Source organism: Cupriavidus sp. GW821-FHT02F09 (genome assembly GCF_059421605.1).
The window spans coordinates 65,526-90,772 of the sequence record NZ_JBWKVH010000026.1 but is presented as its reverse complement, the minus strand read 5'-3'; the positions used below and the strand labels follow the sequence as shown (position 1 = coordinate 90,772).

The window sequence follows — 25,247 nt, the reverse complement described above, 5'->3', positions numbered from 1 at the left end:
ACACTACCGTCTCGTTCTTATGGGCTGCCAGCCTCTGCTACTTTGCCAGCCTCTGCTACTTTGTTGGGCTGGAGACATGAGCAGCCTAGGTCGGTTCAAGCACGCAACCGTAATCGGATGGCTAAGAGCAACCGTGGGCACCATCCCCCTAGTCCTTGTTGGCGCTTGCTTCGCAAGCAATAGTTTGCTGCCCTCCCCTAGCAAAATCTACGTGCAGCCTCACAACCAGCCGGTTCGAGTGTCGCTCTATGATTTTAGATCGCTCACCTCAGCGACGAGAACGGGGGCGCCGTCGCACATGCCGCCACACGATCTCCGTCCTGGTAGCGCAGAGAAATGTGATGGGCGCCACAGCAAACCGAACTATAGCGGCCCGAACTGGCTTCGTCAGCGACTGGGCGGAGCTGACACCCGAGACGCCTCGACAACACCGCTGTCGGTTCTGAGGCGTCTTCTCTTCTTGTTCTAGGATCTATTTACACACAGCGACCACCATGGCCACACGCCGCATCGCGGTATCTAAACGATGCCGCTCCTTTAGTTCGCTATGTTAGTGATTTACCGAGCTGAAGATTTTCCTCTATGTCGTGCTCACTGCCAGCCTGGATTTTTTGATCGTTGGGATTGCGCGTAGCTGGCGCGCCCCCACCACATGCGAGTGGCAATCTTAAGATCTTGGGAATCGCTCGGTTTGTGAGAGAGGTCACAGCGAACAATGCCCCAGGCTCCTAACATAAATCCACCAGCGTCGGGCTGGCCTCGTCGGCCCTGGCCAAGCTGACACGAAAAAACGCCTCAGTTGCGCTTGGTAGGCCGCTGGGGCGTTTCCTTTGGTTGCCGCTCATTCGCATTCACTACCGTTCGCAGAGGAGACGGTTATGGTTGATCTTCAGCACCCCGCCAGTTGGCATCGCGCCCCGAAAGGCTGGGAATGGCGCGCACAGGACAGTCGAGGCGATTGGTATTGGTTTCGGGTAAAACCAACGCCACGCATGGAGCGCGGCGAATGGCAGGCACCGCGGGAGCACATGCTTTGGGCTGGCTCGCGCGATCGGGACCCCGACTGGCAAAGCACACTGGATCAGCGCCAGGGGCCGTGAATCTGGGCCAGCCCGCTACAGCCGTGCCCCCCAGAAGGAAACTGGTTTGCAGCGCGGCTAACCTTGACGAGTCTGCCACTGCTTTGTTCATGGAGCGCCTGACAGACGCACCGGCCGACCGTGTTCGGTTTGAGCTTGCCGTGTTACGGTTGTTTCTTGCCTATCTGCGTGGCGAAGCCATCGTGCGCTTGCCGACAGTGAGCGATCAATCTGCGATCGCCCACATCTACGGTCGGTACTTGGACTACTTGAGGCAGGTTCGTTGACTTGCGAAGAACTCGGTGCTCGTCTACGGGCCATTCATTCGCGACTTCCTCAACAGCCAGGATGCCGGCGACTGCAGTATATTGCCCAATGCATTTGATGTAGTAACGATCCGAAATCACCTTCTTGCCCACAGCAGAGGCCGGTCGGGGGAGTACACGCGGCTGATGGCGGTGGCCCTTCGCTCGTGTTGCCACTTCCTCTTTTTGCAGGGCGATACGCCACGTGACCTGTATGAGTTGGTGCCTACGGTTCGCAAGTGGCGACAGTCAAGAGTGCCAACGTTCCTCACGCCTGAGCAGGCCGATGCCCTCATTGCCTCCGCGAACCGGTCAACTCCATGCGGGCGCCGTGACTACGCCATCTTGCTTTTGTTGGCGCGGCTCGGTTTGCGTGCCGGAGAGATCGTCGCACTTGAGCTGGGCGACATCCACTGGCGTTCGGGGGAACTCGTTATTCATGGTAAGGGGAAAATGGTCGAGCATGTCCCGCTGCCATCCGAAGTTGGAGAGGCGATTGCAATGTACCTTCGCGACGATCGCGGCGCGAGCGCCTCGCGACGGGTCTTCCTTCGCATGTGGGCGCCGCGCGTTGGTCTGGCGGGACCGGCGGCGATTGGCCACATTGTTCGTCAGGCCTTCGCTCGTGCCGGGTTTCGCCCCGCATGCCGCGGCGCCGCACATCTGTTCCGCCACGGTCTGGCAACGACGATGATTCGCCATGGTGCGTCGATAGTGGAAATCGCTGAGGTTTTGCGGCACCGCTCACAGGACAGTACCGCTATCTATGCAAAGGTCGCGTTTGAGGACGCGTTACAAACCTCCCGATCCCTTGCTTGCCTTCCTTGAGGGCCTTTAATAATGCCGAAAATCCGAGCGACTCGGAGCAGGGATCCGCCCAACTGTTGCGTCTTTTGCTTCGGGACGCGGCATAATCTGGGTGTCGGCATAACGCGGTGGAGCGCGATATCCAACCATTCTGCACAGGTCGAAAGGCTTGGCTCTTTGCAGACACCGTGGCTGGCGCCAAGGCAAGCGCCATGATCTATCGCCTGATGCTTACGTGCCGCACCTGTGACGTCGAGCCGTATGCCTACCTGCTCCACGTGCTGACAGAACTGCCACAGCGCACGCCAGACGCTAACATCAGCGACCTGTTTCCGTTCAACTTCGTCCCGCCCAAAGCCGCCCCGCCGCATCCTGCCTGATTACGCTCGCCGCACTCAAGGTGTGCCGAAACTGGCGCTTACCGCCGACCAGCGCTATCAGCTTCCGCTTGCCGCTCATTTGATGTGGCCCCCACTACCCCCGCGGCACAAGCTGCGATATAGCCGATCGGCCGCGCCGCATTGCCGATTCAGACCAGCACCTTGAAGCCCCCTGACAGCGCGTTGAACATCTCGACCAGGCCTTCGGTGTTCATCTCGACGCGTTTCGTCGACGCAGTGTTTTCGGTCATGGATTCCTCGAGCGCGCTGACCCGCCCGACCAAGGCGTCGAATGCTTCCCGGCTGATGTGGTTATCGTCTTCCGGCATGTTTCTATCCCGTAAAAAGAAAAACCCGCGCGCGGTGGGCGTAAAAAAACCGCCTCGAAGGCGGTTGTGATCGATGTCACAGACTTATCTACGCTAGTGACCTAAATTGAAAGTGCTCGGTGTCGCTGCTCCCCGGCAAGCGCACCGAGTGCCAGGCGATCTTCCCAGAAGCCTGGCTTTTTTATGGCCAGCCGCTTTACACCGGCCACCCCACGTCAATCTCTTCGGCCAGTGCCTACGCCTCCGGCACGCTGGTCCACGCGCGCAGTGTCGTTCGCTTGGCTATCTCGCGTGTGCGGCGAGCATAAAAAAGTACCTTGCAGCGACAAAAAAATAGCAACCTCACCGCTAAAATTATCCATTTTGCGAAATATATATCGTATTCGCGCATAGTGGTTATTTTGTCGATTTTGTCAATTAGACAGGTTGGTGGGAGACACCGTAGGGATGGCGCCAATATGATCTTCACATTGGTACCCCTCTAAAAGGCGGACTGCAGTGGAATGGGAAACGGTGATTGTCCAGCGTGCCGATGGTTGGAAAATCGAGCGGCACAAAGGCGGATTCGCTGTCGTTTTTGCGGAGCAATATCCGACGCAAATGCGGGCAACGAATGCCGCCGAAAAGATGTTCCTGAGCCAATCCACTCAGACAGTGATGCCGGGTACCAAGGCCGAGACGACACCAGCACACACTGCACCTGCCGCTACATCGGCCAACCCTCATCGATCTCCTCCGTGACACGTTTCTTCGGGGTCTTTTTGGGCCTACCCTTTGCCCCCGAATGCCAGGTGCTCCGCCCCCCGGCCGCACCTGGCTTTTTTTTGTCGAATTACACCGGCCACCCCACGTCGCTCTCCTCGATTAGTGCCTGAATCTCCGGCACGGAGGTGCACGCGCGCACCGCGTCCTGCTTACGGCCACAGGTCCCGGCAATGCCCGCCTCCAGCTGCGACAGCGCCGCACCCTTGGTCAACACCTTGGTTACCAATTCAGCAAGCGGGATACCGCGCACCAGTGCCTCGGTAGCAAGGGCGGGCGCGCTCGACGCGTCCTGCGTCGCCTGGTAGGCCATCGCCTCCATGCGCTTTATGCTCCAAGCCGCCATCTCCGCCGGGCTGAAGGCGGCCACCACGGCATCGCGCTTCGCCTTGGCCAGCGCCTCAATGGCAGCAACAGCAATCGCCTGCGCTGCGGCCAGGTCGCCCAGCTCGGCGACCACATATGTCTGCATGTAGGCCTGCGCGCTGGGGTCCCATTCGAGCGGGCCGTAATCCAGCGAGGCCAGCAGGGAGATAGATCTCCGGCTCCGGCGGCAGTGCCACCGGGCGCAGCGGAAGTCCGTGTTCGACCAGCAGGTGCAGCGGAATCGGCTCGGGGAAACCGGTGCCCTCGGGCAGGAGCGCCGCGATCTGGTGCCGCATCAGGAGGGCGCCCTCGGGCTGGCTGTTCGCGTCGATTCGTGTGCAGAGATAGCGCATTTACATGTCCTGTGTGTTAGTGGACGGGAAGGCGTGGCCCGGCCCCCAAATGAATCGGACGCAGCCGAGCGACCCCTGCCCAGCCGCTACAGAACTGGAGTCACCGCCAGCACCATATAGACCACCGCCAATACCACTAGCATTTGCCCCACCAGAACCGCCTGTAGCATCGCTGGTGTTTGTCCCAGCGGACCCGTTTGCGCCTTGACCGTATGGGCCAACTCCACCGGCCCCGCCGCGAGTATTGCTGCTGGTGTTGCGACCACCGCTGCCGCCGCTTCCACCCACGCCTACCGAACCATTGCTGGTACTGCCAAACGCGCCGGCGGGTCCATTTGCTGCATATCCCGCACTGGCCCCGCCTCCCCCAACCATAGCCACTAGACGCTTGTCCACCATTGCCCCCGGAGAACCCGGTAAAGCCGCTCCCGAGCGTGCCGCTACCGCCAGGACTGCCTCCGCTTCCGCCAGTACTCACTCCAAGGCGTTCCGATGCATTCCGTATAATCACCCCGGAACCCAGTGGGGGCGCGGTTTTGGGGGTATTTCTCTTCTTGCTGGTTCCAGATCACTCCGACACAATCCACCCATCGAACGGGGGTGAGAAATGGCGACACGGCAACTGCATCGGCTTACAGCCCTCAAGATCGGCAAGTTGGACGCCCCTGGGCATTACCTGGAGGGCGGCAACCTCTATTTCCAGATTTCCGAGACAGGCTCGCGCTCTTGGATATTCAAGTTCACGCTGCGCGGCCGATCACGCGAAATGGGGTTAGGACCCCTATCTTCAGTTTCCCTAGCTGCGGCACGCGCGGAGGCTGCAAAATGCCGGGATCTCCTTCGGGATGGGATTGACCCGATTGAAGCACGGAAAGCCGAGCAGAGAAAACGCTCCCTCGAAACGACCGGGCCGCGCCTATTCAAGGCCGGAGCAGCCAGCTACATCGGTCAACACCGCGATGGCTGGAAGAACAAGAGGCATGCCCAGCAGTGGGAAAACACGCTCGCCACATACGCATTCCCCGTACTCGGCGATCAGGACGTGCGCGACATCGACACCGCCATGATTGTGCAGGTGCTGCTGCCGATCTGGATCAAGAAGCGCGAGACCGCTTTCAGGCTGCGTGGCCGCCTTGAATGCATCCTCGACGCCGAAAAGGCGCTCGGACACCGCGAAGGCGAAAACCCTGCACGCTGGCGCGGCCAGCTCGACAAAGTGCTCTCCAGACAACATCGCCGCAAGAAGATCAAACACCACCCGGCACTCCCGTGGCAGGAAATGCCTGATTTCATGAAGACACTGCGCGAACAGCGCGGAACCGCCGCCCGCATGCTTGAACACCTGATCCTGACGGTCGTGCGCACGCAGGAAGTCCAATTTGCGCGGGCCGAGGAATTTTCCATGCGCTATCGCGTCTGGACCGTGCCAGGTGAGCGCATGAAAATGGAGTTGCCGCTACGCATCCCGATGGTTGATCGCCTCGTCGAACTAGTTGAGGAGGCGCTACCCGGCGCGCGGGACGACTGGCTCTACCCAGGTCGCAAGAAAGGAAAGCCACTATCAAACATGGCGATGCTGAAGGTGCTTGAGCGCATGGGCTACGGCCACATCACCGCGCACGGTTTCCGCTCTACCTTCCGAGAATGGGTAGCTGAATGCACGGAAGATGCGGACTCGCTTGCAGAAAAGGCGCTCGCGCACGCCATCCAGAACGAGAGCGAAACAGCGACGGTTATTCCGCTGGACGTGCGAGGCGCCACGCAATAACCGGCATGCAACTGATACTGGCGGCGCTGGCCGACCTCCACCAGCGCGCCCGCCCCTTCGTGAACACGTCCGTGGCCGGGTCAACCTGATCCAACGCCCAGGCTGGCTGCGGCGCCGCCTCGGCTTTGCACGGCACGGCCACGGGCACCTCCACTGCCCGGGTCTGCGTGATCACCCGCGACTGAGTGCCGGCGCGTCCGGCCAGCAGCGCGGCTACCGCACCAGCACCACCTGCATGCCCTTCACGCCCGGCCCCCCGATCCTTGATCGGATCGTCAGCAGCTCGTTCAGCAAGCCGCACAGGTCGATTGGCTAGCGTTCTGCTGATTTGTGATACTCGTCACCGCATCAGAGATACGACCATCCATACAATGGTTCTCGCTGGTGATTGACCCGCTAGCATTCCCGCTGCCAGACCATCGCCCCGGATGGTCTGGTTTTTTTTGCCTATGCTCTCAGCACCATGCGATCCCACTGACGCAAGAAATTGTGATAGCGGTCACAGCAAGCCCACCGATCGTCGCCTAGTCTGAAACTGTCGGCGACGGCTTGCTGACATGGACGGCCCAAGAGGGGTCAAACGTCCCAACGCCCCAGTTGCGCAGTGATGGCACTGGGGCGTTCCTTTTCTAGCCACATCCAGTGGCTTTCCCAGCCATCACACTCCGCCTCACCCACGTCCGGTTGAGGGGACTGGAACCACAAATCGCGTTACTGAATATTCCGAAGTACTTCCGGGAGAGATTCTGCTTGGCGAAAGGTGACGAGTCGTTTTACGTGACAGCCATCACTGCTGCCGACGTTGCCTTGGGCCACAATCGTGCCGTTAGTGACTGATCGCGCTAACAGATGGTGTTCGTTGCGCGCCAAGCCCTTGTCGGAGGGTTTGGCGCTTTTTTATGCTGAGTCCCTAGCGCACTCCTGCTTACCCCGTACCGGCAAACCGCAACCACCGGCTCCATCCGGAGCCCGTGCGCCGTGCGGTCTATCACCCGATTCCAACATCTCGCATTTCTCTAACTGCATTGCGGCATTTTGTGCCCCTCATCACAGATAGATTGTTCTCGAATTTGGATACTTACCCCAACACGCAAAAGGCGTGTTGTGAACTGCACAGCAAATAGCACGTGCTACGGAAGCGAGATCTGGACTTCAACTTGCCTGCCGGCAATCAACCGCAGATCGAATTCCAGATCGCTTGTTTTTACCTCCTTGGAGTTACACCATGGCAGCATCGCAATACTACGATCAGGTTCAGAAGGTCTACATCGCTTACTACGGTCGCCCGGCTGATCCCGTTGGCCTGGAATTCTGGGCCACCAAGCTCGACCTGGCCGGCGGCAACCTGAACGCCATCATCGACGCTTTCGGCAACTCGGCCGAGTCGACTGCGTTGTACGGCAACCAGACCTTCGAGTCCAAGATCAACGCGATCTATCAACAACTGTTCAATCGCGCCCCGGATCTGTCTGGCCTGCTGTTCTACACTGGTCTGCTGTCTGCGAATCCGCCGAAAGCAACCTTGGCCAGTATTGCGCTGGACATCCTGAACGGTGCCACCGGTAGCGACAAGGTCACTGTCGACGCCAAACTGGCTGCAGCCGACGGATTCACCGACGCGCTGAACACCACCCCGGAGATTCTCGCATACAGCGGCGATTGGGCCGCCCAACAAGCCCGCGACTGGCTGCACCCGGTGACACAACCCGGTCAAGGTGGCAACCCGCAGCAGACCATCGACCAGCTCTTGGCTGGCCCGGCCCCGGTGCCCGTCAGCAAGGTGCTCACCACCGCCATCGACACCGTCACGCTCGGCGCCGTCGACAAGGTGACGGGTGGCACGGAAACCCTGACGCAAGGCGACTCGATCACCGGCCCTGGCCAGGTGGTACTGAGCCTGGCAGCCAGCCCGACCCTGTACTCCGGCACCACCATCACCGGCGCCAGCAAGGTCACGATCCAGCCGACCGGCGATGTCGCCATCACCACCAAGAACTGGACCGACCTGAAGCAAGTTCAGATCGAGAAGGTCAAGGGCGACGTGACCCTGCTGGACCTGCAAGGCGCCGACACCAAGTATGACCTGGTCGATGCCATCAACGCCGATGACAGGATCACGCTGAACTTCGACGGCCAGAACATCAAGGGCAAGGCCGCCAACGTATCGGTCAAGGAAGTCAACACCACGGTGGAAATCAACACCGATGCGGGCTTCGACGTCGAGACCATCAACCTCAAGATCAACGACGACCGCGCCGGCTTCGAGTCGATCCTGACCGACCTGATCGGCGACGGCACCAAGACGCTGAACATCTCGGGCGGCCAGGCCGGCCTGACCTTCGGCATCGTCAACGCGCTGGACTCCAGCCTGACCACCATCGACGCCTCTGGCGTCGCCGCCAACCTGAAGCTGAGCATCGCCGAGTCCGACCAGCAGGTGAATGTCAAGCTGGGTTCGGGCAACGATGTACTGAACGTGGGCGACTCGCTGCGCACAGGTGACGTGATCGACGGCGGTGCTGGTGCCGACAAGATCATCGCTACCTTTGACGCCAACGCCACCCCGGGCGAATCGAACCGCGCGCCGACCATCAGCCGCGTTGAAACGCTGGACGCCACCTTCCTGAACTCGGTTCAGCTGGATGGCACCAATATCAACGACCTGGCCACCATCAATCTGAAGGCTTCGACTGGCCGCGCCGACTTCAACAACTTCGACAACACGCTGAAGACCCTGAACATCCAGGGCAACCTGGCGCAGGGCGTTGAAGTGGACTACGACGGCGAAGGTCTGACCTCCCTCGACATCAACATCGAAGGCAAGACCTCGGCGATCGGCAATGCCGGTAACCCGGCTGGCATCCGCGTGATCAACGCGGACAAGGTTGCGCTGAACCACAACGGCACGGAGAGCGTTGTGATCTCGCACGGCCTGCAAGTGGACGACTCCTTCACGGGCCGTTACACGACCGACTTGGCGATCACCAACAACTCCGATGGCGACCTGAAGATCGACGGCAATAACTACACCGACAGCGCCATCCTGGACGGCGACACGGTGCAGCGCCTGACAATCAAGTCGACCGCTCTGGGCGACGTTTCCCTGGGCGATGCATTCCACAGCCTGATGGATGAAGCATCGAACCTGCAACATCTGGTGGTCCAATCGGCGACCGACAGCGACATCGAGATCGGTCGCGTAGGTGACTGGCGTGCTGCTGGCGATCTGGAAACCGTCAAGTTCAGCGCTGGCGTTAGCACTGAGCTCACCTCGTGGGGCATCGACGCCGCCGGCTTGGACAAGCGAGCCACCATCACCAGCCTCGACGTCACAGCTGCCGCCTCGGCCCACGTGCACCTCAATGGTGGTTACGAAACTGGCGATTGGCTGGAAGCCGCATCGGTCAACCTGATGAAGGTGGATGTAGCTGCCGGCGCATCACTCGATGGCAACGCTTATCCATTCCAACTGCCGAATGGCGCCTTCCCCACGCAGTTGGTCGGCCTCGATCTCGATGAGCAGGCTGGCGCGAACAGCAAGCTGATCCTGTCGGGCGCTGGTAAGGTCGCTGGCTTCACCTTCCAAGACGACAATTTCGCCACCATCGACGCCTCGGCGCTGAAGGGTAGCGGCGTTACCATCGTGATGGAAAACCTGTCGGAAGCCAGCGGCTTTACCTTCATCGGCTCGGCCCAAGCGGATACGGTGTTCGCCTCCGACAAGGCCGACGTTCTGAATGGTGGTGCCGGTAACGACATCATCTGGGCAAACGCCGGCAATGACGTCGTGAATGGCGGCGCAGGTCGTGACATTCTGTACGGTGGCGAAGGCAACGACAAGATCGACGGCGGTGATGGCGACGATTTCATCGCTGGCGATCACGGTGCGGATACCTTGACCGGCGGCGCTGGTGCCGATACGTTCTACTTCTTCTTTGAAGACAATCCGGCTGAATCGGGCAAGTCGACGAATGCCGGTGCTGCAAACAAGCCGGACGTCATCACCGACTTCACCTTCGGTGAAGATCGCCTGTTCATTGACGTGACGGGCCGGGATTCCTCCTACGCCAACCCGGACCTGAACGACGCCAACTACGGTTTCAGCGTTGACATCAATGACAACAACTATGCCATGTACGTGACGAACTTCCCCGGCGGCACTGGTTTCCCTGGTGTCGGCGGCTACATTGGTACGGACTTGGCGGATCTGCGCGTGATCGTCCGCGTTGGCAGCTATAACGCGAATGGCACGTTCAACTACGATTCGAACGGTGACGACCTGCAGTTCCTGTTCAAGAACAACGGTGGCACCTTCGATGCGGCCGATGCCATCCTGAACAACGGCAATGTGGCATTCTCGCAAGCCGTTCATGAAGTTGCACTGCTGGGTGCAGCCAACCAACTGGGCAGCCTCGCAATCTCGGACCTCACGTGGGTCTGATGCTGTGAAGTCTCGCTGTAAGTAGTAGATTGAGGGCTGGCCCTGCGCCAGCCCTTTTTCCAAGGCATCACCGGCACGCAACCCTTTCGGTCTACGGCACGAAGACCCCTGCTGCCCCCTCACCCACTCCTGCAGCGCTCTCAGCTGCTCCGCTGTTGCGTGGCAGGCACCGTAGTTGTAGGAGACTGTGGCGGCAACGTCTTGAGCTGGGGCGGCGGGGGCATCGGCAACTCCGGCGGGGTCGGGAAGCTCGCCCCGCGCGGCGGCGTCATGGAGCACCCGGAAGCCACCAAGCATAGGACAAGAATCAGACGAGACATAGATCGGCACCTCCTTGGTGATGGTTTTGGCTCGCTCCCGGATGACCTGCACCCGGTCCACGTACTGGATCACGACCTGGACAGTCTTCTCTGCCCCGCGCTCCCCCAGCCCCTTTGATGCGTGCGTTGTCCCCGGCAGCTTGGGCTTCTCAGGTCAGGCGCTCTGCCTCAGCGCCCTGGTACCGGCCGAGGCCGTAGATGGAGAGCAGCGCCAGGACGAGCGCCAACAGCACGCAGGGATTCAAGAGCTTCATTCCTGCATCTCCATGTGAACGACGTACTTCTCGTGCCGGCTGCCTAGGATCTCCCGCGGGTAGCGCCGATTGATGGCGAACGCGCTCTCGCCGTACCCTTCCACGGCTGGCGCGACTTGGCGCTGTGGTGCTCGACGTGGCCGAACCAGCTCGCAGCGTCACAGCCCTTGGCATTGCGGCACAGCAGGCGGTCCTGCTGTAGCCCACGCTCGCCGCCTTTGTAGGCCGACAGCGTGAAGGCCAGGCGCTCGAAGGCCGTGGCAGCGCCCTGCACCCGGCTGTAGATGGCCTTGTACAATTCCACCAGGACGACGAACTGGTACCGCGGATCGAACCAGCTTCCCACGTCCAGCCGCGCAGACTCGCGTGGGCCGCTTGCAGCTCGGAGAACTTGTCGAACCGCACCGAGCCGTCGGCGTCGTAGGCTCGCGTGTTCTGGCCGAAGCCGAACCCATACTCGCGGCTCGTCTTCAGCTCCGCGCGCGGTTTTCAGCACTTGTTGTGCGTCAGGCTGATGCAGGATTCCCTATCGACCTGGGCAGCCAGAAATGAGGGTATCGGCGAATCTGGCCAGACCTGAACTTGCACGGCCAGCAGCACCAGTAGGTAGACCTTCGCCAGCGTCGGGATCACGTCTTGCTCCAGAACACCAGCGCAAGCAGCAGCAACCCGACGAAGACGATCAGGGCCCCAGCCACCATGCCAGCGCCGGCCGGCGGCTTCCTGGCCTGCTCGACTAGGTCGCCCAGCCGCACCTGGGGAAAGACGATCCGGCTGATAATGATGCCGACGCCAGCCAGCACCGCTGGCAAACAGCGTCCATTGCATGAGCGTGACGGCCAACGCGGCATCGACGAGGTAGAGGCCACCCAGCGCCGGCAGGATCAGCAGCCAGGCGGACGAATCAAACAGGGCTTTCACCCGTTGCATTGGCGGTTCTCGATTCGTTGCGGGGGTTGGATGCGCTCTACTCGCTCGAGCCGAAGCTCTTGCAGGTCATTGACGCGCTTGAGGTCGTAGATGTAACGCTGTACGCCATCGATGCGGATGTCGCGTCATCCTGGCGGCGCTCGAGTTCGGTTGTCTGCAGGATCAGCAGATCAATCTTCGAGGTCTGCGCGAAAACCCGCCACAGCAGCGAGGCATAGAGCAGCAGCAAGCCCCCCGTCGTGCTGAGCAACCATGTCAAAGGCAGCTTGGCGTCGATGATCCGCTGCGGCCTGCGGTTTTCCGTGCTGGGTTCCATGTCTATCCCGTAAAAGAAGAATCCCGCACGAAGCGGGCGTAAAAAAACCACTTCGAAGGCGGTTGTGCTTGCTGTCACAGCTGAATCAGTTCTGATGCCTTAGATTTAGGGCACTCGGTTTCCCGGATCATGTTTGTACCGAGTGCCAGACCACACTGATCTCCTTGGAAGCTCCCTCTGGTGGTCCGGCCTTTTTCCCCTACACCGACCACCCCACGTCGATCTCCCCGACCAGCGCCTGGACCTCCGACACGTTGACGCACGCTTACGGCCGCACGTACCGGCAATGCCCGCCTCAAGCTGCGACAGCGCCGCGCCCTTGGCCAATACCTTGGCTGCTAGGTCAGTCAGCGGGATCTGGCGCGCCTCTGCGTCCAGCTCCAGATTGGGCGCCCGCGCGGCGTCCTACGTGCGCTGATAGATCGTCGCCTCCCAGTGCTTCAAGCTCCGCGAGCCGCCATCTCCGCCGGCAAGTATCCTGCCACCACGGCATCGCGCGTGAGCGCGATCAGCGCATCCCAATGACGCCCCCCACGCCTCGTCCGAATCCGCGTTAGCGTAAGCGTCCAGCCTTGCCGCCGTTCACCCGCAACCGCCAATAGCGAACAGTTGCCCCTGCAAAGGCCAGAATCGCGCTGTTGGGACTTGAGTTGATCGATGTTGGCACAGCGGCGGCGAGCGTCCATCCGGAAGCAGGTTGCTATCGTTCGAGTACTCTAGAAGCGTATTACCAAGAGTTTCCCCATCAACTCATCGAACCCTCTCAGATTGACCTTGCCGATGGTCTTCCCCGAACCGAGGTCTGCCATGATGTAGCCACCATTCGATGGCGCAGTATTGGAGTCAGTCGCTGTCGCCGCCGTGCTCTCTGGAAATCCGACGACCCGGCGGCTCCGGACAACCCATCGTTGCAGCGCTTCTCATTCGGCGTCCCTTCCACCGCGCCTAAACCGCTCAGACGGGCACCGGTGTACGTGACCTCGCTATGCCTGCCGCCAACGGACCCGCCGTAGTACTTCTTGCTCTTGAGCATCAGCGCAACACCTTGCCGTAGATGGTTGCGGAACCGGTCCGCCTCCAAAGCTGAACAAAATCGGCGCCGCCAGACTACAACGTAACGCCGGCACTGCTGAGTCTGGCGGTAGTCGTGCCGTCTGACTTCACCCAGTTGATCGTCGGCAGGTGAGCGTATCAGCCTCTCCGCTTATCAGTTCGATCGCCAACTCCCATGCGGTGCCCCTGACCGGGATGTTCGACAGCGCCAGCGTGATCGTGCCCCCGCGCTGCACGCGCTGGCAGTCTGACTGTCAACGTCTGGGACGTTCTGCAGATCCAGATTGCTCTTCGCGTTCGTCTTCTGCGCCGCGCTGGGACCATGCGCCGCCGTATCCACACGCAGCCACCGGGATCTCGACGTTGCCACCCGCCTCCACGAAGTTGTTCTTGTTGCTCTTGACGAAGGGGCGCACGAAGCGGCGAGATTGGCTTCGCCTGGTACCCGAAAGCTAGCGAGACATAGCCCGCTCGTAGCGGTGGGAGTGGCCATCTAATTGCGCCCGCATGCGATGCGGCACAAAAATGATCACATCACGGCTCTCCCATGCAACAGTTGTATTCGTGACACGCAAAGTCGAAAAAACGCACTCAATATAAATTACGCGCATTCATTTCAACACATCATTACCGGATAAATCAGACAATTGATACATCTGAACCAGAGTACCACGACTATTAGAACAATCTGAGCATAAGAATTACTCACGCAGTTGGGGGTTAGACCTCAATGGAATTGAGAGTCTTCAGAAGTGAAGAGGGATGGAGAATTTCGTTTCAAAATGGCGAGTTTGCGATCGTCTTCGCTACCCAATATCAATCGCCGACGCACGCGGTAGAGGCCGCCAAGCGGATGTTCCCCGACTACCCAACTCAGGTGGTGACGCCCTGTACCAGAACCAGCGCAGCGCCGGCGCACCCCGCATCTGCCCCCACACCAACCGACCCAACAAGCTTGTAGAGCAGGAGCTTATTGTTTGACACTGTGGTACATGCCAGCGACTTGCTACTTTTGGTCGGTTTCGCTTGCTGCCGCAGATAAATCAGCACTGGTGACCTACACTGAAAGCACTTGCTCTGCGTGGATCTCGACAGGCTGCGCCGAGTGCCAGGCGGTCTTCCCAGGTGCCTGGCTTTTTCATGGATCACGACCGGCACGAACATAGTGCCCCCAATGGGGGTCTGCGATGGTTCCCGCGCTAGTTGCCCTGATCTTCGGATTGGCTCTATGCGTGATCGATGTCGGGGGCGCCGCGAGCACCATCCGACGCCTCTTTCTGCACGACAGTGCACCGTTCAGACGTGGTTTTTGACTATCCGATCCATGGCTCCAATACCTGGGAAATGAATCATCATAGTTAGCCGGCAAGGCCGCAGTGTTTGTTGCCCATTGCGCGGCCCGGAGCATTTTCGGCAGCTTGTGAGATTGGTCACAGCGCCTGACACCGTGGTTGCGATAATCTCGCACCGCCTGTAAGAGAGTCCAACAAAATGACTTCCGGCGGGGCGCAACAGTAGTTCGACCACAATTGGCGATCGAATATTGGTTTGGCTGTGCCTATTGCGCATGGAAACAACGCAACGCTTGACAGATGCAACTTGAAGTTCGCGGCCCTGCGGGCTCGTTTTATTTGAACCTCTGAATCCATGTCGATCGAAATCGAGCGCGCGACGGCCATCACGTGGGTGCGTATTCGGATGGCCCGGCATGGCCTGACCGTCGCGGACTTGCAGGCCGCTGGCTGCTTTGCAACGCCGCAGCCCACTCAACCGCCGGTGCGCTTCCGCAATGCCGAGGGGCAGAACTGGGACGGGCGCGGCACCATGCCGGGTTGGCTACAGCGAGCGGTCCACGCCGGGCAGAGTGTCGAACATTTTCGGGTTTCTACGGCTAGATGATGCCCGATCACGAGTCGGACAGAAAAATTCAGCCACGAAGGGCCTACTGGCCGCGCGGTCTCGGCATTCTTTCTGGCGTGAGGCCCTCCATATTGAGGAAGTGCGCTTTGCCCGAAGAAACTCCCATCAAATGCGCAAACTGCGGGGCCTTTGTCCCCTGGCTTCGCCGCTGCGCGCGGTGCCGAGCCCCTCTTCCTCGCCTTCCCTCAACCAAGTCGCAGTCGATCGGCCACTTCGGACTCAAGTCGCCGAAAGTCACCATTCCCTCCATGCTCGTTGCTTTAGTTGGCTTCGCAACGTACCTTGTCCTTGCTGGCGCATCAGACTCTGAGGCACCAGTTGCGAAAGCACTTTCGACGCCAGCGCAATTGCCAAACCCAGCGGATGACGCCCGGGCTCTGTTTGGAACGCTTGCGCAGGAGGCCGAGGAACGGTATCGAACAGCGCTGCGCCACGGGACTGCTCAGGACCTCTGCGCCAGAGCCGGAATCGTAGCCAATTCGTATCTGCACGCAAAGGATGCAACGAACTATGCGCTATGGAGGCAAGCTCAGCGCGAAGATTGCCGCAGCGTTGTGCAGAGGCTCGAACGGTAAAGCAGGATGATTGATGCGGATGCCATGGCCACTCCCAGGCAAAGTACGGCCCCTGGCGCGCTCACTGGCGGACCTTTTTGTTCCCACTCCGGGCGATATTCACGCGCTGTTCTATCGGTCACTGCAATAAGCTTGGGACTGATGTAACACTGGATCCACTCCCATGGATACGCCGGAAATGAAACCTCACTCCAGCGTCCCCAGGTCGGCGTCGACGGCGATCTTGGTAACCATCCTTGCCACGTGCGGAGGTGGTGGCAATGATGAGTCCTCCGCTCAACCTGGCACTACTCCGACGCCAGTTCCGTCACCTCCACCTAAGAAGGTGTTTCAGAAAGAGCAGTTAGGCAGTGTTAACGGCAAAGCAACCATGCTAACCTCGACCGTTGTGACGACAGGCCAGTGGGGATGGGCAAGCCGATCATCGACGACGAACTGTGGGCATTGATCGAACTACTGCTACCGCCAGCCAAACCGCAGCGGTTCCGGTATCCGGGTCGCAAGCCGGTGTCAGATAGGGCCGCCTTGACCGGCATCCTGTTTGTGCTGGGAAGCGGCATTCGCTGGAACGACTACCCAGCGACATGGGCTGGAATCAGTTGCTGGCGCCGGCTACGCGATTGGCAAAGCGCGGGCGTATGGGCTCGCCTGCACGAGGTCCTGCTGGCAAGACTGTGTGCAGCCGACCGCATCGCTTTCTTGCGCGTCATCGACTTCCCTTCAGTGCGGGCGGTTTGGGCGGACCAAAAAACAGAAACGAACCCCACCGAGCACGCACGACCCGGTTCCAAACACCACGTCGCCACCGATGCCAAAGGCACGCCGATCGCAGTTATCCTGACTGCCGCGAACCGCAATGACATCCTCCAACTCTTGCCGCTGATCGAAGCGATCCACGCTGTCCGCGTATGACCGCAGCCGACGGTTACCGGAACCAGCAGCTTCTTCCTGAAGGTCAAAGCTCTCATTGCCCGGAAATCCTCGATGGACTGTTCTCTCGCAATATCGCAACAACAACCAACTCCTGCAGGGTGCCTGCACGTGTGACCTCCGTCACAGAATCGTCGGCACCCCTAAAGTAGAATTCGACTAGCCGATTGGCTCGATTCCTTCGGCCCTTCGCGACCGCCAGAGGCCCCCCGGCCTCTGGAGTCCTTTCGATTGCTACCGTGTGAGGCAATCGCACTGGTGCGCCCCCTCTGGAAAGGCCTTGCTCTCGGTCAACCACCGGCCCGGCATTGCGTCAATACAGCAAGCGCGCCTGTCGTGGCAGCTATCGTCTCTTGTTGCGCACGATCATGCGTGTGAGATAGGATGGAGCGTCATGGAAGAATACCGAGGGCATACCCCTATGCGCGGGCGGTACTCCCGCCTGCTCCCAACTGGTGCTTCCCACCAATTTGGGGTGGACGATTCAGTATCTGCTAGCTAGGCTTTCAATAAATTACAAACCATAACAACAAAGGCAACGCGGGGGAAGGCAGTGAAAAAGCGTGTAACGGTACTCGTACAAACGGGCAGCAGTTGGGTGATCGAGCAACGAACCGGAGAGTTCGCCATTGTCTTCGGCGATGAATATCCAAACTGCTCCAAAGCGACTGAAGCCGCTGCGAGACTCTTCCCGGGGCAACCGCTGACCGTTGGCAACGCCAACGAGCCGTGGCCGCCCGAAGGCGGCGCGACGCTCAAAGCGGCCACTCGAGATCAAATCTGCTACACAGCATCCTGACTTCTTCCACGGTCGTGCAGGCACGTACCGCATCCTGCTTGCGCCTGCAACTGCCGGAGATTCCGCTCTCGAGCTTGGCAAGCGCATCTGCCTTCTCCAGGATTTTGTCGACCAACTCGCTCAGCAAAGTCCGCCGCGCCTGCGCCTCGCTGACAAGGTGTGGCGCATCGTCCGAGCTACCGGAGGCCTGATAGGCCTGCGCCTCGGAGCACTTCGAGCTCCAGCCCGCTACTTCGGCCGGGCTATAATCGCGTACAGCCGCGCGGCGCTTGCGCTCGGCCAATGCGTCCAACTCGGCAAGGGCAACGGCTTGCGCGGCTTCCAGCAGGCCCGCATCAGGAACTATCCAGACCTGATGGTATTCGCCGTCGATCAGTTCATACCGGTCTGGCGCTATGGCCTCCAGCAGGCCAACCAGCGGATGAGGCGTGGCTTGCGCAGGAGCAAAGCCGTATTCGGCTAGCAATTCGGACGATAACACCCAGGGAAACGAGACCCCTGCGGGCAAAAGATAGCCCAGCGCCAGCCGATCGAAGAGGCCGCCAATTGGCCCGCCATCCACCACTTTGATAAAGAACATCTCGCTAACCCACCTCTAGAATCTAGACATTCGCCACGCTGTTCGGGAAGGAGCAATTACGCTCGCGAACACCACTTATCGGGGGCCGCCGATTTCTCCACTGCCGCTTGCTCCGTATCGGCATGTGCTTGTTTCCTCCGAGCCTACCGCCCCGCCACCAACGGTTGATGGCACAGCTCCGTTGACAGCCGCGGTCCTTCCCCCGGCGCACCGGCATGAATACAGTTACTGGACCACAGGTTCGCAGCCCGCCGCAATTTCTTTGTCGTCATCCGGGCGCGGCAAGCGTGCGGCGGGCCGGACATCCGCATGACGGCTATTGTGATGACGCGCACAGCGAAATAAGTGCCGATGACCTAGGCTCAGAACACTCGGGCTGCCCTGTCTCGACAGTATTCCCGGGTGCCCGGCCTGAACTCTCAGCAACCTGGCCTTTTTGTGTCTGCCGACCTACACATAGAGGAACGGCACCGCGGCGACAGGAACGATATTTCGGCACCGCTATGTCCACTCCTCGTCCACCAAGAAGAACGTGATCGTCAAGAACAAAGAGCCGGTCGTGGATTCCTTCGAAATCCACGGCGCAACATGTAGCGCCGGAAAGCAAAGCCAGGCTATCGAGGAGCTGCTTCGCTCACACCATGCCGCCTGCCAAGCCTTGCAGAATGCGGTAATGGAAGGCTGTCGGAAGTTGCGTACGCTCGAACGACAACTGGCGGAACGCAGGTGCCACGAGCTCCCCGGTGGCCACCTGGCCCTGCGAGGCACCGCCTCCTCTGCAGACGGAGTGCATCCCACAGCTGCCGGACCACGACTTCATCTCTGCCTGCCTGTTTCGACCAAGGGCGCAAAGGCATACTGCAACGACGCTTAGCGCAGGGAGCAGTCCACCTGCTCTGCCCTTTGTTCGGTGCAAGAATTCCAACCGGCCAGACCTACGCCTTCCGGCGACAACAGGAAAATGCTAACCCCGTCCCCTGATCCCGACCATCTTGCAATGCTACGGCCCCGACCGTGCTGACACCGGCCCGGACTGCCTCGCGTCTCAAGTTTCGAGGAGAGGAAACCGCCCGCACCTGGAGTCGGCGTCAGGACCGCCGCCAGCCTCCTCACTGAGGTCGCACACAAAGCCTTCGCTTCGGCCGCGCATCTTGCCGCCTACGCCGATCTCGCCCCGGTCACCCGCCGCTCAGGCTCGTCTTTCCGCGGCGAACATCCGTCCAGGCGGGGCAACAAGGTACTCAAGTGAGCGCTGTTCCTCTCAGCCTTTGCCGCCTTGCGAGATCCGATATCGTGGGGCTATTACGCTCGCAAGGTCCAGCAAGGAAAGCGCCACAATCAGGCGCTCATCGCTCTTGCCAGAAGACGCTGCGACGTGTTGTTCGCCATGCTGCGCGACGGCACCTTCTGCCAGCCAAAATCTGCCTCTGGTGCTTGACGAAACACATAGCCCCCTCGCAGCCATCAGCACATACCATTCACCTCGTTAGCGGCTAGCGCCGTCAACACCCCGCTTTCGCCTGGCCTCCGCTAAGATCTAGCGCTTTTTCTATCAGACGGTTTTCACTAGTCCCTACATCCGCCAGCGCGGAAGTTCCAACACCCCGGCAAGACTGATTTCCGATTTGTGCTGTGCATCACAAGTCCATAACCGCGCCGGCGAGGCGTGCAATGTTTCCTGAATCCAACGCGCGCTGCGGCCCAGTGAGCGCCCGATGATGCATCGCCGCGCACCATAGCGACGGATGTAATTCCGATCACCACCTGCCTGAGCGCCGGTTGCTACAATGAACAGTATCGGCATCCTCTGGTGCCAATGCTCTGCCACTCCCTTCAGTCCACTCCCCAGCCGTTGGCGCGCTTTTTTTGCTGGCAGGCGGGCATGGGCCGACGCCAGCCCCGAAATCACGGGGACGAAACAGGAGTGAACCGACGGGAAATGCGGCGCCGCGAAATTCAGTGCCGCAACATTGGACAGAGCCGCCCGCGGACCCGACTCCGGAACTCAACTCAGCCAATGCCATGTGCCGATCGCTGCCGCCAGGGCAATAAGCAGCAGCAAAGCGCCCAACTGGCGACGACGCCCATTGCGGGATGATCTCCCCGGATTACGATGGAATTCGCCTAACCCACCACTGCTCAGTTTGTCCCAGTCCATTTGTCTATGATTGAACTTTGTCCGCCACACGCGATGCTAGCCGGACACGGTGGTCCGGATTGTGATCGCAGTCACACCGTGGGCGGGCGCCTGCTAGTCCGGCAGCCCTAGAAATCCACCAACACGCCTGCGGCCAAACTGCCGGCGCGATAGCGAAAGATGGGAATCGCGTCCTCGGCGCGCTGCCAAACCAGTTGGGAATAAAGTGACAGCGTGCGCGAGTACTGGTAAGTGTAGCGCAGCATCAGCTGGCGGGTATCCTGCTGGCGCTGGGTGCCGCCAAAGAAAAGTGGCGAGTATGCTTCGCGGTCGCGCAGGACCTGCCGCTGCGCCAGTATGACCGCGGCATGCCGGGGCCAGGGTTGCCAGGTCAGGCTGGCAACCATCCCGTAGCCCGCCCGGTTCCCCCCGGCGCGATCGCCGTGAGCGAGGTCGCCGATGACGCTAACCGAGCCGAATAGATGGAGCGACGGGCTAAGTGCAAGTCTGCCCTTGAGACGCAGGTCGTGTCGCCGCGCATCGAAATCGCGGCCGACAGGATAGCGGTCAAGCACGACACTGGTATCCAGCCCCAGCCGGTATGGCATGCCGAGCCAGCCAGCTTCCGGCAGCCAGTAGCCCAGTTGCGCGTTGATCCCGTACTGGTACGCACGCTGGCCGAGCCAGGTATGGCCCACCCCGGCTTGCGCTTCTAGCAGTCCGGCCTGCAATTCCTTGCCGTAATAGATGCCGAGCCCGATGCCATACTGATCGTGGTCGCGCCGCTGCGCATACTGGCGCGCGACACCGGAGCCAAGCAGACTGAGTCCGTCGATACCGGCCACTGGTAATAAAAGACTGGCGTCCAGTCCGGCAAACCGGTCCGGCTGCGCCAGCGCCGAAGGCGCCAGCTGTAGTTCGGAAATCGGTGCGCTATCGGCAAAGCGCACGATGGCCTCGCGCGGACCGAGATTGGCGTTGCTCGTATAGCCCGTGTAGGCGCCCAATTGCAAACGTGGACGGCTACCCGGACCACTGCAGCCCGATTGCAGGTAGGTGTCGATTAGCAGCCGGATGCCCGGCGGCGGATCGCCTTTGCCCTGCAGGCGTGCGAACAGCGTTGCTGCTTCATCGCGCTCACCCATCTCGCACAAGAGTATGGCCACGTCGAGCACGGCTCCCGCGTGCTGCAATGCATCGGAGTCAAGCGCGGCCAGGAGGCGGCGTGCATCGTCGGCCCGGCCCGCCTCAATGGCCTGATATATGCGCCCGAAGGCGGCTTCGTGATCGCGGCTCGAAAGGTCGAGGGCACGTTCGCTGGGGTCTGGCGAGCTGCTCTCGCGCGGCAACGGTGGCTGGAGCAATTGCGGCGCGTCACGTTCCGCCTCGAGCAAGTCCGGCTGGCGCGGATGTGTGCCAGGCAACTGGGGCGGCCGTGGCAACGCTGGTTGCGCCATAGCCCCGGCAGAAATCAGGACCGGGAGCACGGACGACGCCAGCAGACACTTACAGCGGCGAATGCTAGCAGTCAACAATCCGCTCCGCCGCGTGTGCGCGCGAGATCCAACCCGGCGCCGGCCCAGTGGTCGCCCCACGCCGGAGCTGTGTCCCGGCAATGACATACACGGCCTCGGGATGGCTGCGGCCGCGCAGGGTCACACGCCCGAGCAGATCCAGGCCGTGCCGCTGGGATAAGCCGGCTGTGCCTTCCCCGATCAGAAGGTCCGTTGCCACTGATTTGCAAAGATCTTGCAGGCGCGCCGCAATATTGACCGTATCGCCGATTGCGGTATAGCTCTTGCGAGTCTGCGAGCCGATTTCGCCCACCACGGCCTCGCCACTGTGAATGCCGATGCAGACGCGCACCGGCATCAGCCCGGGGTAGTTCGCTTGCAGCCGTTCGTTGAGCCCGGCCATGCCGGCGAGCATAGCACGCGCACAATCCAGGCTACGGTCAGCGTGGTCGGGCTGCTCAAGCGGAGCGTTCCAGAAGGCCATCACGGCATCGCCCATGTATTTGTCGACGGTGCCGTGGCTGCGATATACCTGCGCCGTAAGGTGCCCAAGCACAATCTCGGTCAAGCCAACCAGTTGCTCCGGCGGCATGATCTCAGCGAGCGCGGTGTACCCCTCGATGTCCGCGAACAGCACGGTCAGCGTACGGCGGACAGGGCGCATGGTATCGAAATCGCGTTGCCGGAGCAGCGACTCCATGACTGTTGGCGGCAGATAGCGGCGAAAGCGCCGCTTAAAGCGCTGCGCTTCGGAACGCGCCATGCCCCACTCCAGCGGTATCTGGATGCCGAGGAACAGAAGGTAGACCACACAGGGGAGCGCCAGCGCCAAGCCGGTACCGCGAGCCGACAGCAGGACGGCCAGGAGCAGCCATAGCACGGTCAGCAGTACCAGCATGCCGAAGGCGTACGGCACGTCACCGCGGCGAAACAGGTAGCCCAGCATGAGCACGCTGGCGAGCGCCCAGCCCCAGCTCAGCCAGGACAGATCAAAACGCGGCACGGGCGCCGCGGCTTCATCCAGCAGCCAGTCCAGCAACTCAGCATGGACCATGACCCCTGGCAACCAGGGATCGAGTGGCGTGGTGATGCGGTCGGACGCCCCCAGAGCCGACGAGCCCACCAACACATAGCGGCCGACCAAGGCCTCGGCCGACACTTGGCGCGCCAGCACCGCCGAGGCGCTCACCACAGTGAAGCCATTGCGCGCGTGACGCCACGGAATCGGCAGGAAACCGCGGTCGGCATCGGCCACCAGCGACGCCATCGCCGGCCACGATAGGAATGGCGGCAGGCCCGGCTTCTCGCATAACAACAGTGCCATCGCCAGCATCGGATAGAGCCTATCCCGGTATGCGATCAGCGGCGCAATGCGCCGAACCAGCCCGTCCTCGTCGAGGTGCGGCGTGATATGCCCGGCGCAATCGTGCAGGCCAGGTTTGAAGAAGTTGCCGATATAACCGGACGCGGCCGCTAGCGAAGCGTCCGCCGCGCTCGCCGGCGGCAACCCGCCCGCCAAGTAGCCGGTGCCGAGCGTGGACGGCGCCGCGGCAAAATCGAATGCCTGCGAGAACACCAGTCGGTGTCGCTCTGCAACACGCAGCAATGCGGCATCCTCGCCATCGTCCCGGGCTTCCGGAAACACGATGTCAAGCGCGACCGCGCGCGCGCCATACCGCTCGAACAACTCCTCCGCCAGCCCAGCCACGAACTGACGTGGCCAGGGCCAGGGCCCCACAGCATCCAGGCTGGCCTCGTCGATATCCACCACGACCACACTGGCGGAGCGCTCGGCCTGACCACGCAACCGCCAGCGGGCATCGGCCAGCAACCGGTCAAACTGCGTGTACCAGCCCGGCGCCCAGACACCACTGCCCAGCAACACCACCGTCCCGATCGCCAGCAGGGCCAGGCCAAGTCTCAGGTTGTCGGGCCGCACGCCTACGCCTATCGTCCCCAAACCGTAGCCCCTACTGCCGTTTGCCCGGTGGCGCCGATCTCGCTGCCGAATAGGTAGCCGGCCTGCGTCGCATTCTTCCCCGCCAGCGCTCCGCGCACGTTGGCGTTGCTGCCGATCAGGTCGCTACGCATACTGCCGTCCGGCAGGACCGACCCTTTTGCATAGACAGCGTGACTGAGCTTGTCGGTACTCACGGTAAGACGAGTGTCAAAGCGCAGCTTGCCGAAGTCAATGCTCAGAGACGGGTCGCTGATGGTCGCGGCGGTAGCCTTCCCGCCCCCCTCGCTGACCACATAGGCCTCGGAAGCCCTGAGCTGGAACTGAAAAATATCGGATTTCGGCATAGCCATGCCGTCCTGGACATCGCGTGCCATCGCAAATGGGCCATAACCGCCAAATGCGACCATCTTGCGAACGTTATCCAGCAGGACTTCAGTACTGGTACTGGCCGGCAGGTCGGCGAGTTTCTGATAGCGCCCCCAAAAGATCTTCTGCGGCTCGGGAGGCTCGGGGGGCATCGGCTGCGACGATGGTCTAATCGCGACCGGCAGCTCCGCTACCGGTGCCCTGGCATGTGGCAGCGGCACATCCTTTACGGCGTCGCCAAAGGCAATCTCGTTGGCAGTGGCAGCGGGCGACGTCGCGGGGACTACCCCGCGCGCCGGAGTGGTCCCGCCCTCTTCCTTGCCCGGTGGCGACACCGCGTCCGGAGCCAGGTGCTGGTACTGCGGCCCCAACAAGGTCGGCTGCACGTCACCACGATTGATCTGCAGGATATGGCCCTGTCGCTGGCTGGACAACTCCCGCACGGCGCCGCCCTCGCAGGGGCCCGTGCCGCTCGGCGAACATCCGCCGACAAAAGGTGACATCACGATGCCGCCGCTGCGCACACTTACCCGCGTGGTCACCGCGCTGGTAAAAACGGAGAAATCGGTGCCGCGAATGCCGATCGCAGCCACCGGAGTGTTCATGCGGAAGCGCTCGCGCGCCGCCTGCGCGCCCCTGCCGGAAATCGCGCGCACCACGCCCCGGTTCAAGCGCAGCTTGATGTGACTATCCACCGGTGAATCGGCATTGTACGCGTATGCCTCGATGGTCAGGCTTGAATTGGGCCGCAGGCTGATAAAGCCACTATCTCGCGTATTGACGTAGATAAAGCCATTGACCCCGGTCTCGAGGGTCACCCCCTCGCGCAACGCCGTGCCGCGTTCGAGGGGACGCTTCACGCCAGCCTCTTCCACCGTGGCCACCCCGGCCACCACGGAGACTTCTCCAAGCACGGCGGGCAGGACGTCTGCGCGAACCGCCACGACCCCGCAAAAGCAGGCCAGTATCAACAGACCACGAAACAGCGACTTCATCCCCCCCC

At 61.0% G+C, this 25,247-nt stretch carries 14 protein-coding genes and 3 pseudogenes; 8 read left to right on the top strand and 9 right to left on the bottom strand.

The window, feature by feature from the left end:
• The first annotated feature begins 1,381 nt into the window (after positions 1-1,381).
• Both AC07XB_RS25290 and AC07XB_RS25285 read left to right on the top strand, forming a co-directional pair.
• Positions 1,382-2,212 (top strand): site-specific integrase, encoded by an 831-nt coding sequence (locus AC07XB_RS25290; RefSeq protein ID WP_492829718.1) that lies wholly within the window; start codon positions 1,382-1,384, stop codon positions 2,210-2,212.
• A 98-nt stretch (positions 2,213-2,310) separates the two neighbouring features.
• A pseudogene (locus AC07XB_RS25285) lies at positions 2,311-2,571 on the top strand (transposase domain-containing protein); the annotation flags it as partial.
• Positions 2,572-2,720: 149 nt separating this feature from the next.
• Here AC07XB_RS25285 and AC07XB_RS25280 read toward each other — a convergent pair.
• Positions 2,721-2,900 (bottom strand): hypothetical protein, encoded by a 180-nt coding sequence (locus AC07XB_RS25280; protein WP_492829720.1) that lies wholly within the window; start codon positions 2,898-2,900, stop codon positions 2,721-2,723.
• A 498-nt stretch (positions 2,901-3,398) separates the two neighbouring features.
• Here AC07XB_RS25280 and AC07XB_RS25275 point away from each other — a divergent pair, with 498 nt between their 5' ends.
• Positions 3,399-3,641 carry a hypothetical protein gene (locus tag AC07XB_RS25275; RefSeq protein ID WP_492829722.1) on the top strand — a complete coding sequence of 81 codons (243 nt, stop codon included), beginning with the start codon at positions 3,399-3,401 and terminating at the stop codon, positions 3,639-3,641.
• 91 nt (positions 3,642-3,732) lie between these two features.
• On the opposite strand, the gene AC07XB_RS25270 is transcribed toward AC07XB_RS25275, so the two are convergent.
• Positions 3,733-4,134 (bottom strand): hypothetical protein, encoded by a 402-nt coding sequence (locus tag AC07XB_RS25270; protein ID WP_492829724.1) that lies wholly within the window; start codon positions 4,132-4,134, stop codon positions 3,733-3,735.
• Between the two features lie 854 nt (positions 4,135-4,988).
• Here AC07XB_RS25270 and AC07XB_RS25265 point away from each other — a divergent pair.
• The gene (locus AC07XB_RS25265) at positions 4,989-6,149 is read left to right on the top strand and encodes a tyrosine-type recombinase/integrase (RefSeq protein WP_492829725.1); all 1,161 of its coding nucleotides are present in this window, start codon (positions 4,989-4,991) and stop codon (positions 6,147-6,149) included.
• A 1,225-nt stretch (positions 6,150-7,374) separates the two neighbouring features.
• Positions 7,375-10,590 (top strand): hypothetical protein, encoded by a 3,216-nt coding sequence (locus tag AC07XB_RS25260; protein ID WP_492829726.1) that lies wholly within the window; start codon positions 7,375-7,377, stop codon positions 10,588-10,590.
• A gap of 617 nt (positions 10,591-11,207) precedes the next feature.
• On the opposite strand, the gene AC07XB_RS25255 is transcribed toward AC07XB_RS25260, so the two are convergent.
• The 3 genes from AC07XB_RS25255 to AC07XB_RS25245 form a co-directional block, all read right to left on the bottom strand.
• Positions 11,208-11,510 carry a hypothetical protein gene (locus AC07XB_RS25255; protein WP_492829727.1) on the bottom strand — a complete coding sequence of 101 codons (303 nt, stop codon included), beginning with the start codon at positions 11,508-11,510 and terminating at the stop codon, positions 11,208-11,210.
• A 143-nt stretch (positions 11,511-11,653) separates the two neighbouring features.
• Positions 11,654-12,094, bottom strand: coding sequence for a hypothetical protein (locus AC07XB_RS25250; protein ID WP_492829729.1), 441 nt, complete (start codon positions 12,092-12,094; stop codon positions 11,654-11,656).
• Between the two features lie 37 nt (positions 12,095-12,131).
• Positions 12,132-12,410: a hypothetical protein gene (locus tag AC07XB_RS25245; protein WP_492829731.1), complete on the bottom strand. Its 279-nt coding sequence runs from the start codon at positions 12,408-12,410 to the stop codon at positions 12,132-12,134.
• 2,700 nt (positions 12,411-15,110) lie between these two features.
• Here AC07XB_RS25245 and AC07XB_RS25240 point away from each other — a divergent pair.
• On the top strand, positions 15,111-15,362 hold the full coding sequence (locus AC07XB_RS25240; RefSeq protein WP_492829733.1) for an H-NS family nucleoid-associated regulatory protein: 252 nt from the start codon (positions 15,111-15,113) through the stop codon (positions 15,360-15,362).
• A gap of 1,004 nt (positions 15,363-16,366) precedes the next feature.
• Positions 16,367-16,864 (top strand): annotated as a pseudogene (locus AC07XB_RS25235) (IS5 family transposase); the annotation flags it as partial.
• 779 nt (positions 16,865-17,643) lie between these two features.
• Here the strand turns inward: AC07XB_RS25235 and AC07XB_RS25230 are convergent.
• The gene (locus AC07XB_RS25230; RefSeq protein ID WP_492829735.1) at positions 17,644-18,267 is read right to left on the bottom strand and encodes a hypothetical protein; all 624 of its coding nucleotides are present in this window, start codon (positions 18,265-18,267) and stop codon (positions 17,644-17,646) included.
• A gap of 1,075 nt (positions 18,268-19,342) precedes the next feature.
• Between AC07XB_RS25230 and AC07XB_RS25225 the strand changes: the two are divergent.
• Positions 19,343-19,705: pseudogene (locus AC07XB_RS25225) on the top strand (transposase); the annotation flags it as partial.
• An 827-nt stretch (positions 19,706-20,532) separates the two neighbouring features.
• Here the strand turns inward: AC07XB_RS25225 and AC07XB_RS25220 are convergent.
• The 3 genes from AC07XB_RS25220 to AC07XB_RS25210 all read right to left on the bottom strand — a co-directional run bounded on the left by AC07XB_RS25220 (position 20,533) and on the right by AC07XB_RS25210 (position 25,239).
• Positions 20,533-21,798, bottom strand: coding sequence for a tetratricopeptide repeat protein (locus AC07XB_RS25220; protein ID WP_492829737.1), 1,266 nt, complete (start codon positions 21,796-21,798; stop codon positions 20,533-20,535).
• A 127-nt stretch (positions 21,799-21,925) separates the two neighbouring features.
• Positions 21,926-23,803: a CHASE2 domain-containing protein gene (locus AC07XB_RS25215; RefSeq protein WP_494752806.1), complete on the bottom strand. Its 1,878-nt coding sequence runs from the start codon at positions 23,801-23,803 to the stop codon at positions 21,926-21,928.
• Between the two features lie 62 nt (positions 23,804-23,865).
• Complete coding sequence (locus AC07XB_RS25210; protein WP_492829741.1) at positions 23,866-25,239, bottom strand: FecR family protein; 1,374 nt, start codon at positions 25,237-25,239, stop codon at positions 23,866-23,868.
• Positions 25,240-25,247 lie beyond the last annotated feature (8 nt).

Excerpts from the sequence above, each read along its gene's own strand:
- AC07XB_RS25245 (WP_492829731.1), bottom strand. The coding sequence starts at position 12,410 with ATGGAACCCAGCACGGAAAACCGCAGGCCGCAGCGGATCATCGACGCC.
- AC07XB_RS25280 (WP_492829720.1), bottom strand. The coding sequence starts at position 2,900 with ATGCCGGAAGACGATAACCACATCAGCCGGGAAGCATTCGACGCCTTG.
- AC07XB_RS25230 (WP_492829735.1), bottom strand. The coding sequence starts at position 18,267 with ATGTTCTTTATCAAAGTGGTGGATGGCGGGCCAATTGGCGGCCTCTTC.
- AC07XB_RS25265 (WP_492829725.1), top strand. The coding sequence starts at position 4,989 with ATGGCGACACGGCAACTGCATCGGCTTACAGCCCTCAAGATCGGCAAG.
- AC07XB_RS25250 (WP_492829729.1), bottom strand. The coding sequence starts at position 12,094 with ATGCAACGGGTGAAAGCCCTGTTTGATTCGTCCGCCTGGCTGCTGATC.
- AC07XB_RS25240 (WP_492829733.1), top strand. The coding sequence starts at position 15,111 with ATGTCGATCGAAATCGAGCGCGCGACGGCCATCACGTGGGTGCGTATT.
- AC07XB_RS25210 (WP_492829741.1), bottom strand. The coding sequence starts at position 25,239 with ATGAAGTCGCTGTTTCGTGGTCTGTTGATACTGGCCTGCTTTTGCGGG.
- AC07XB_RS25260 (WP_492829726.1), top strand. The coding sequence starts at position 7,375 with ATGGCAGCATCGCAATACTACGATCAGGTTCAGAAGGTCTACATCGCT.
- AC07XB_RS25270 (WP_492829724.1), bottom strand. The coding sequence starts at position 4,134 with ATGCAGACATATGTGGTCGCCGAGCTGGGCGACCTGGCCGCAGCGCAG.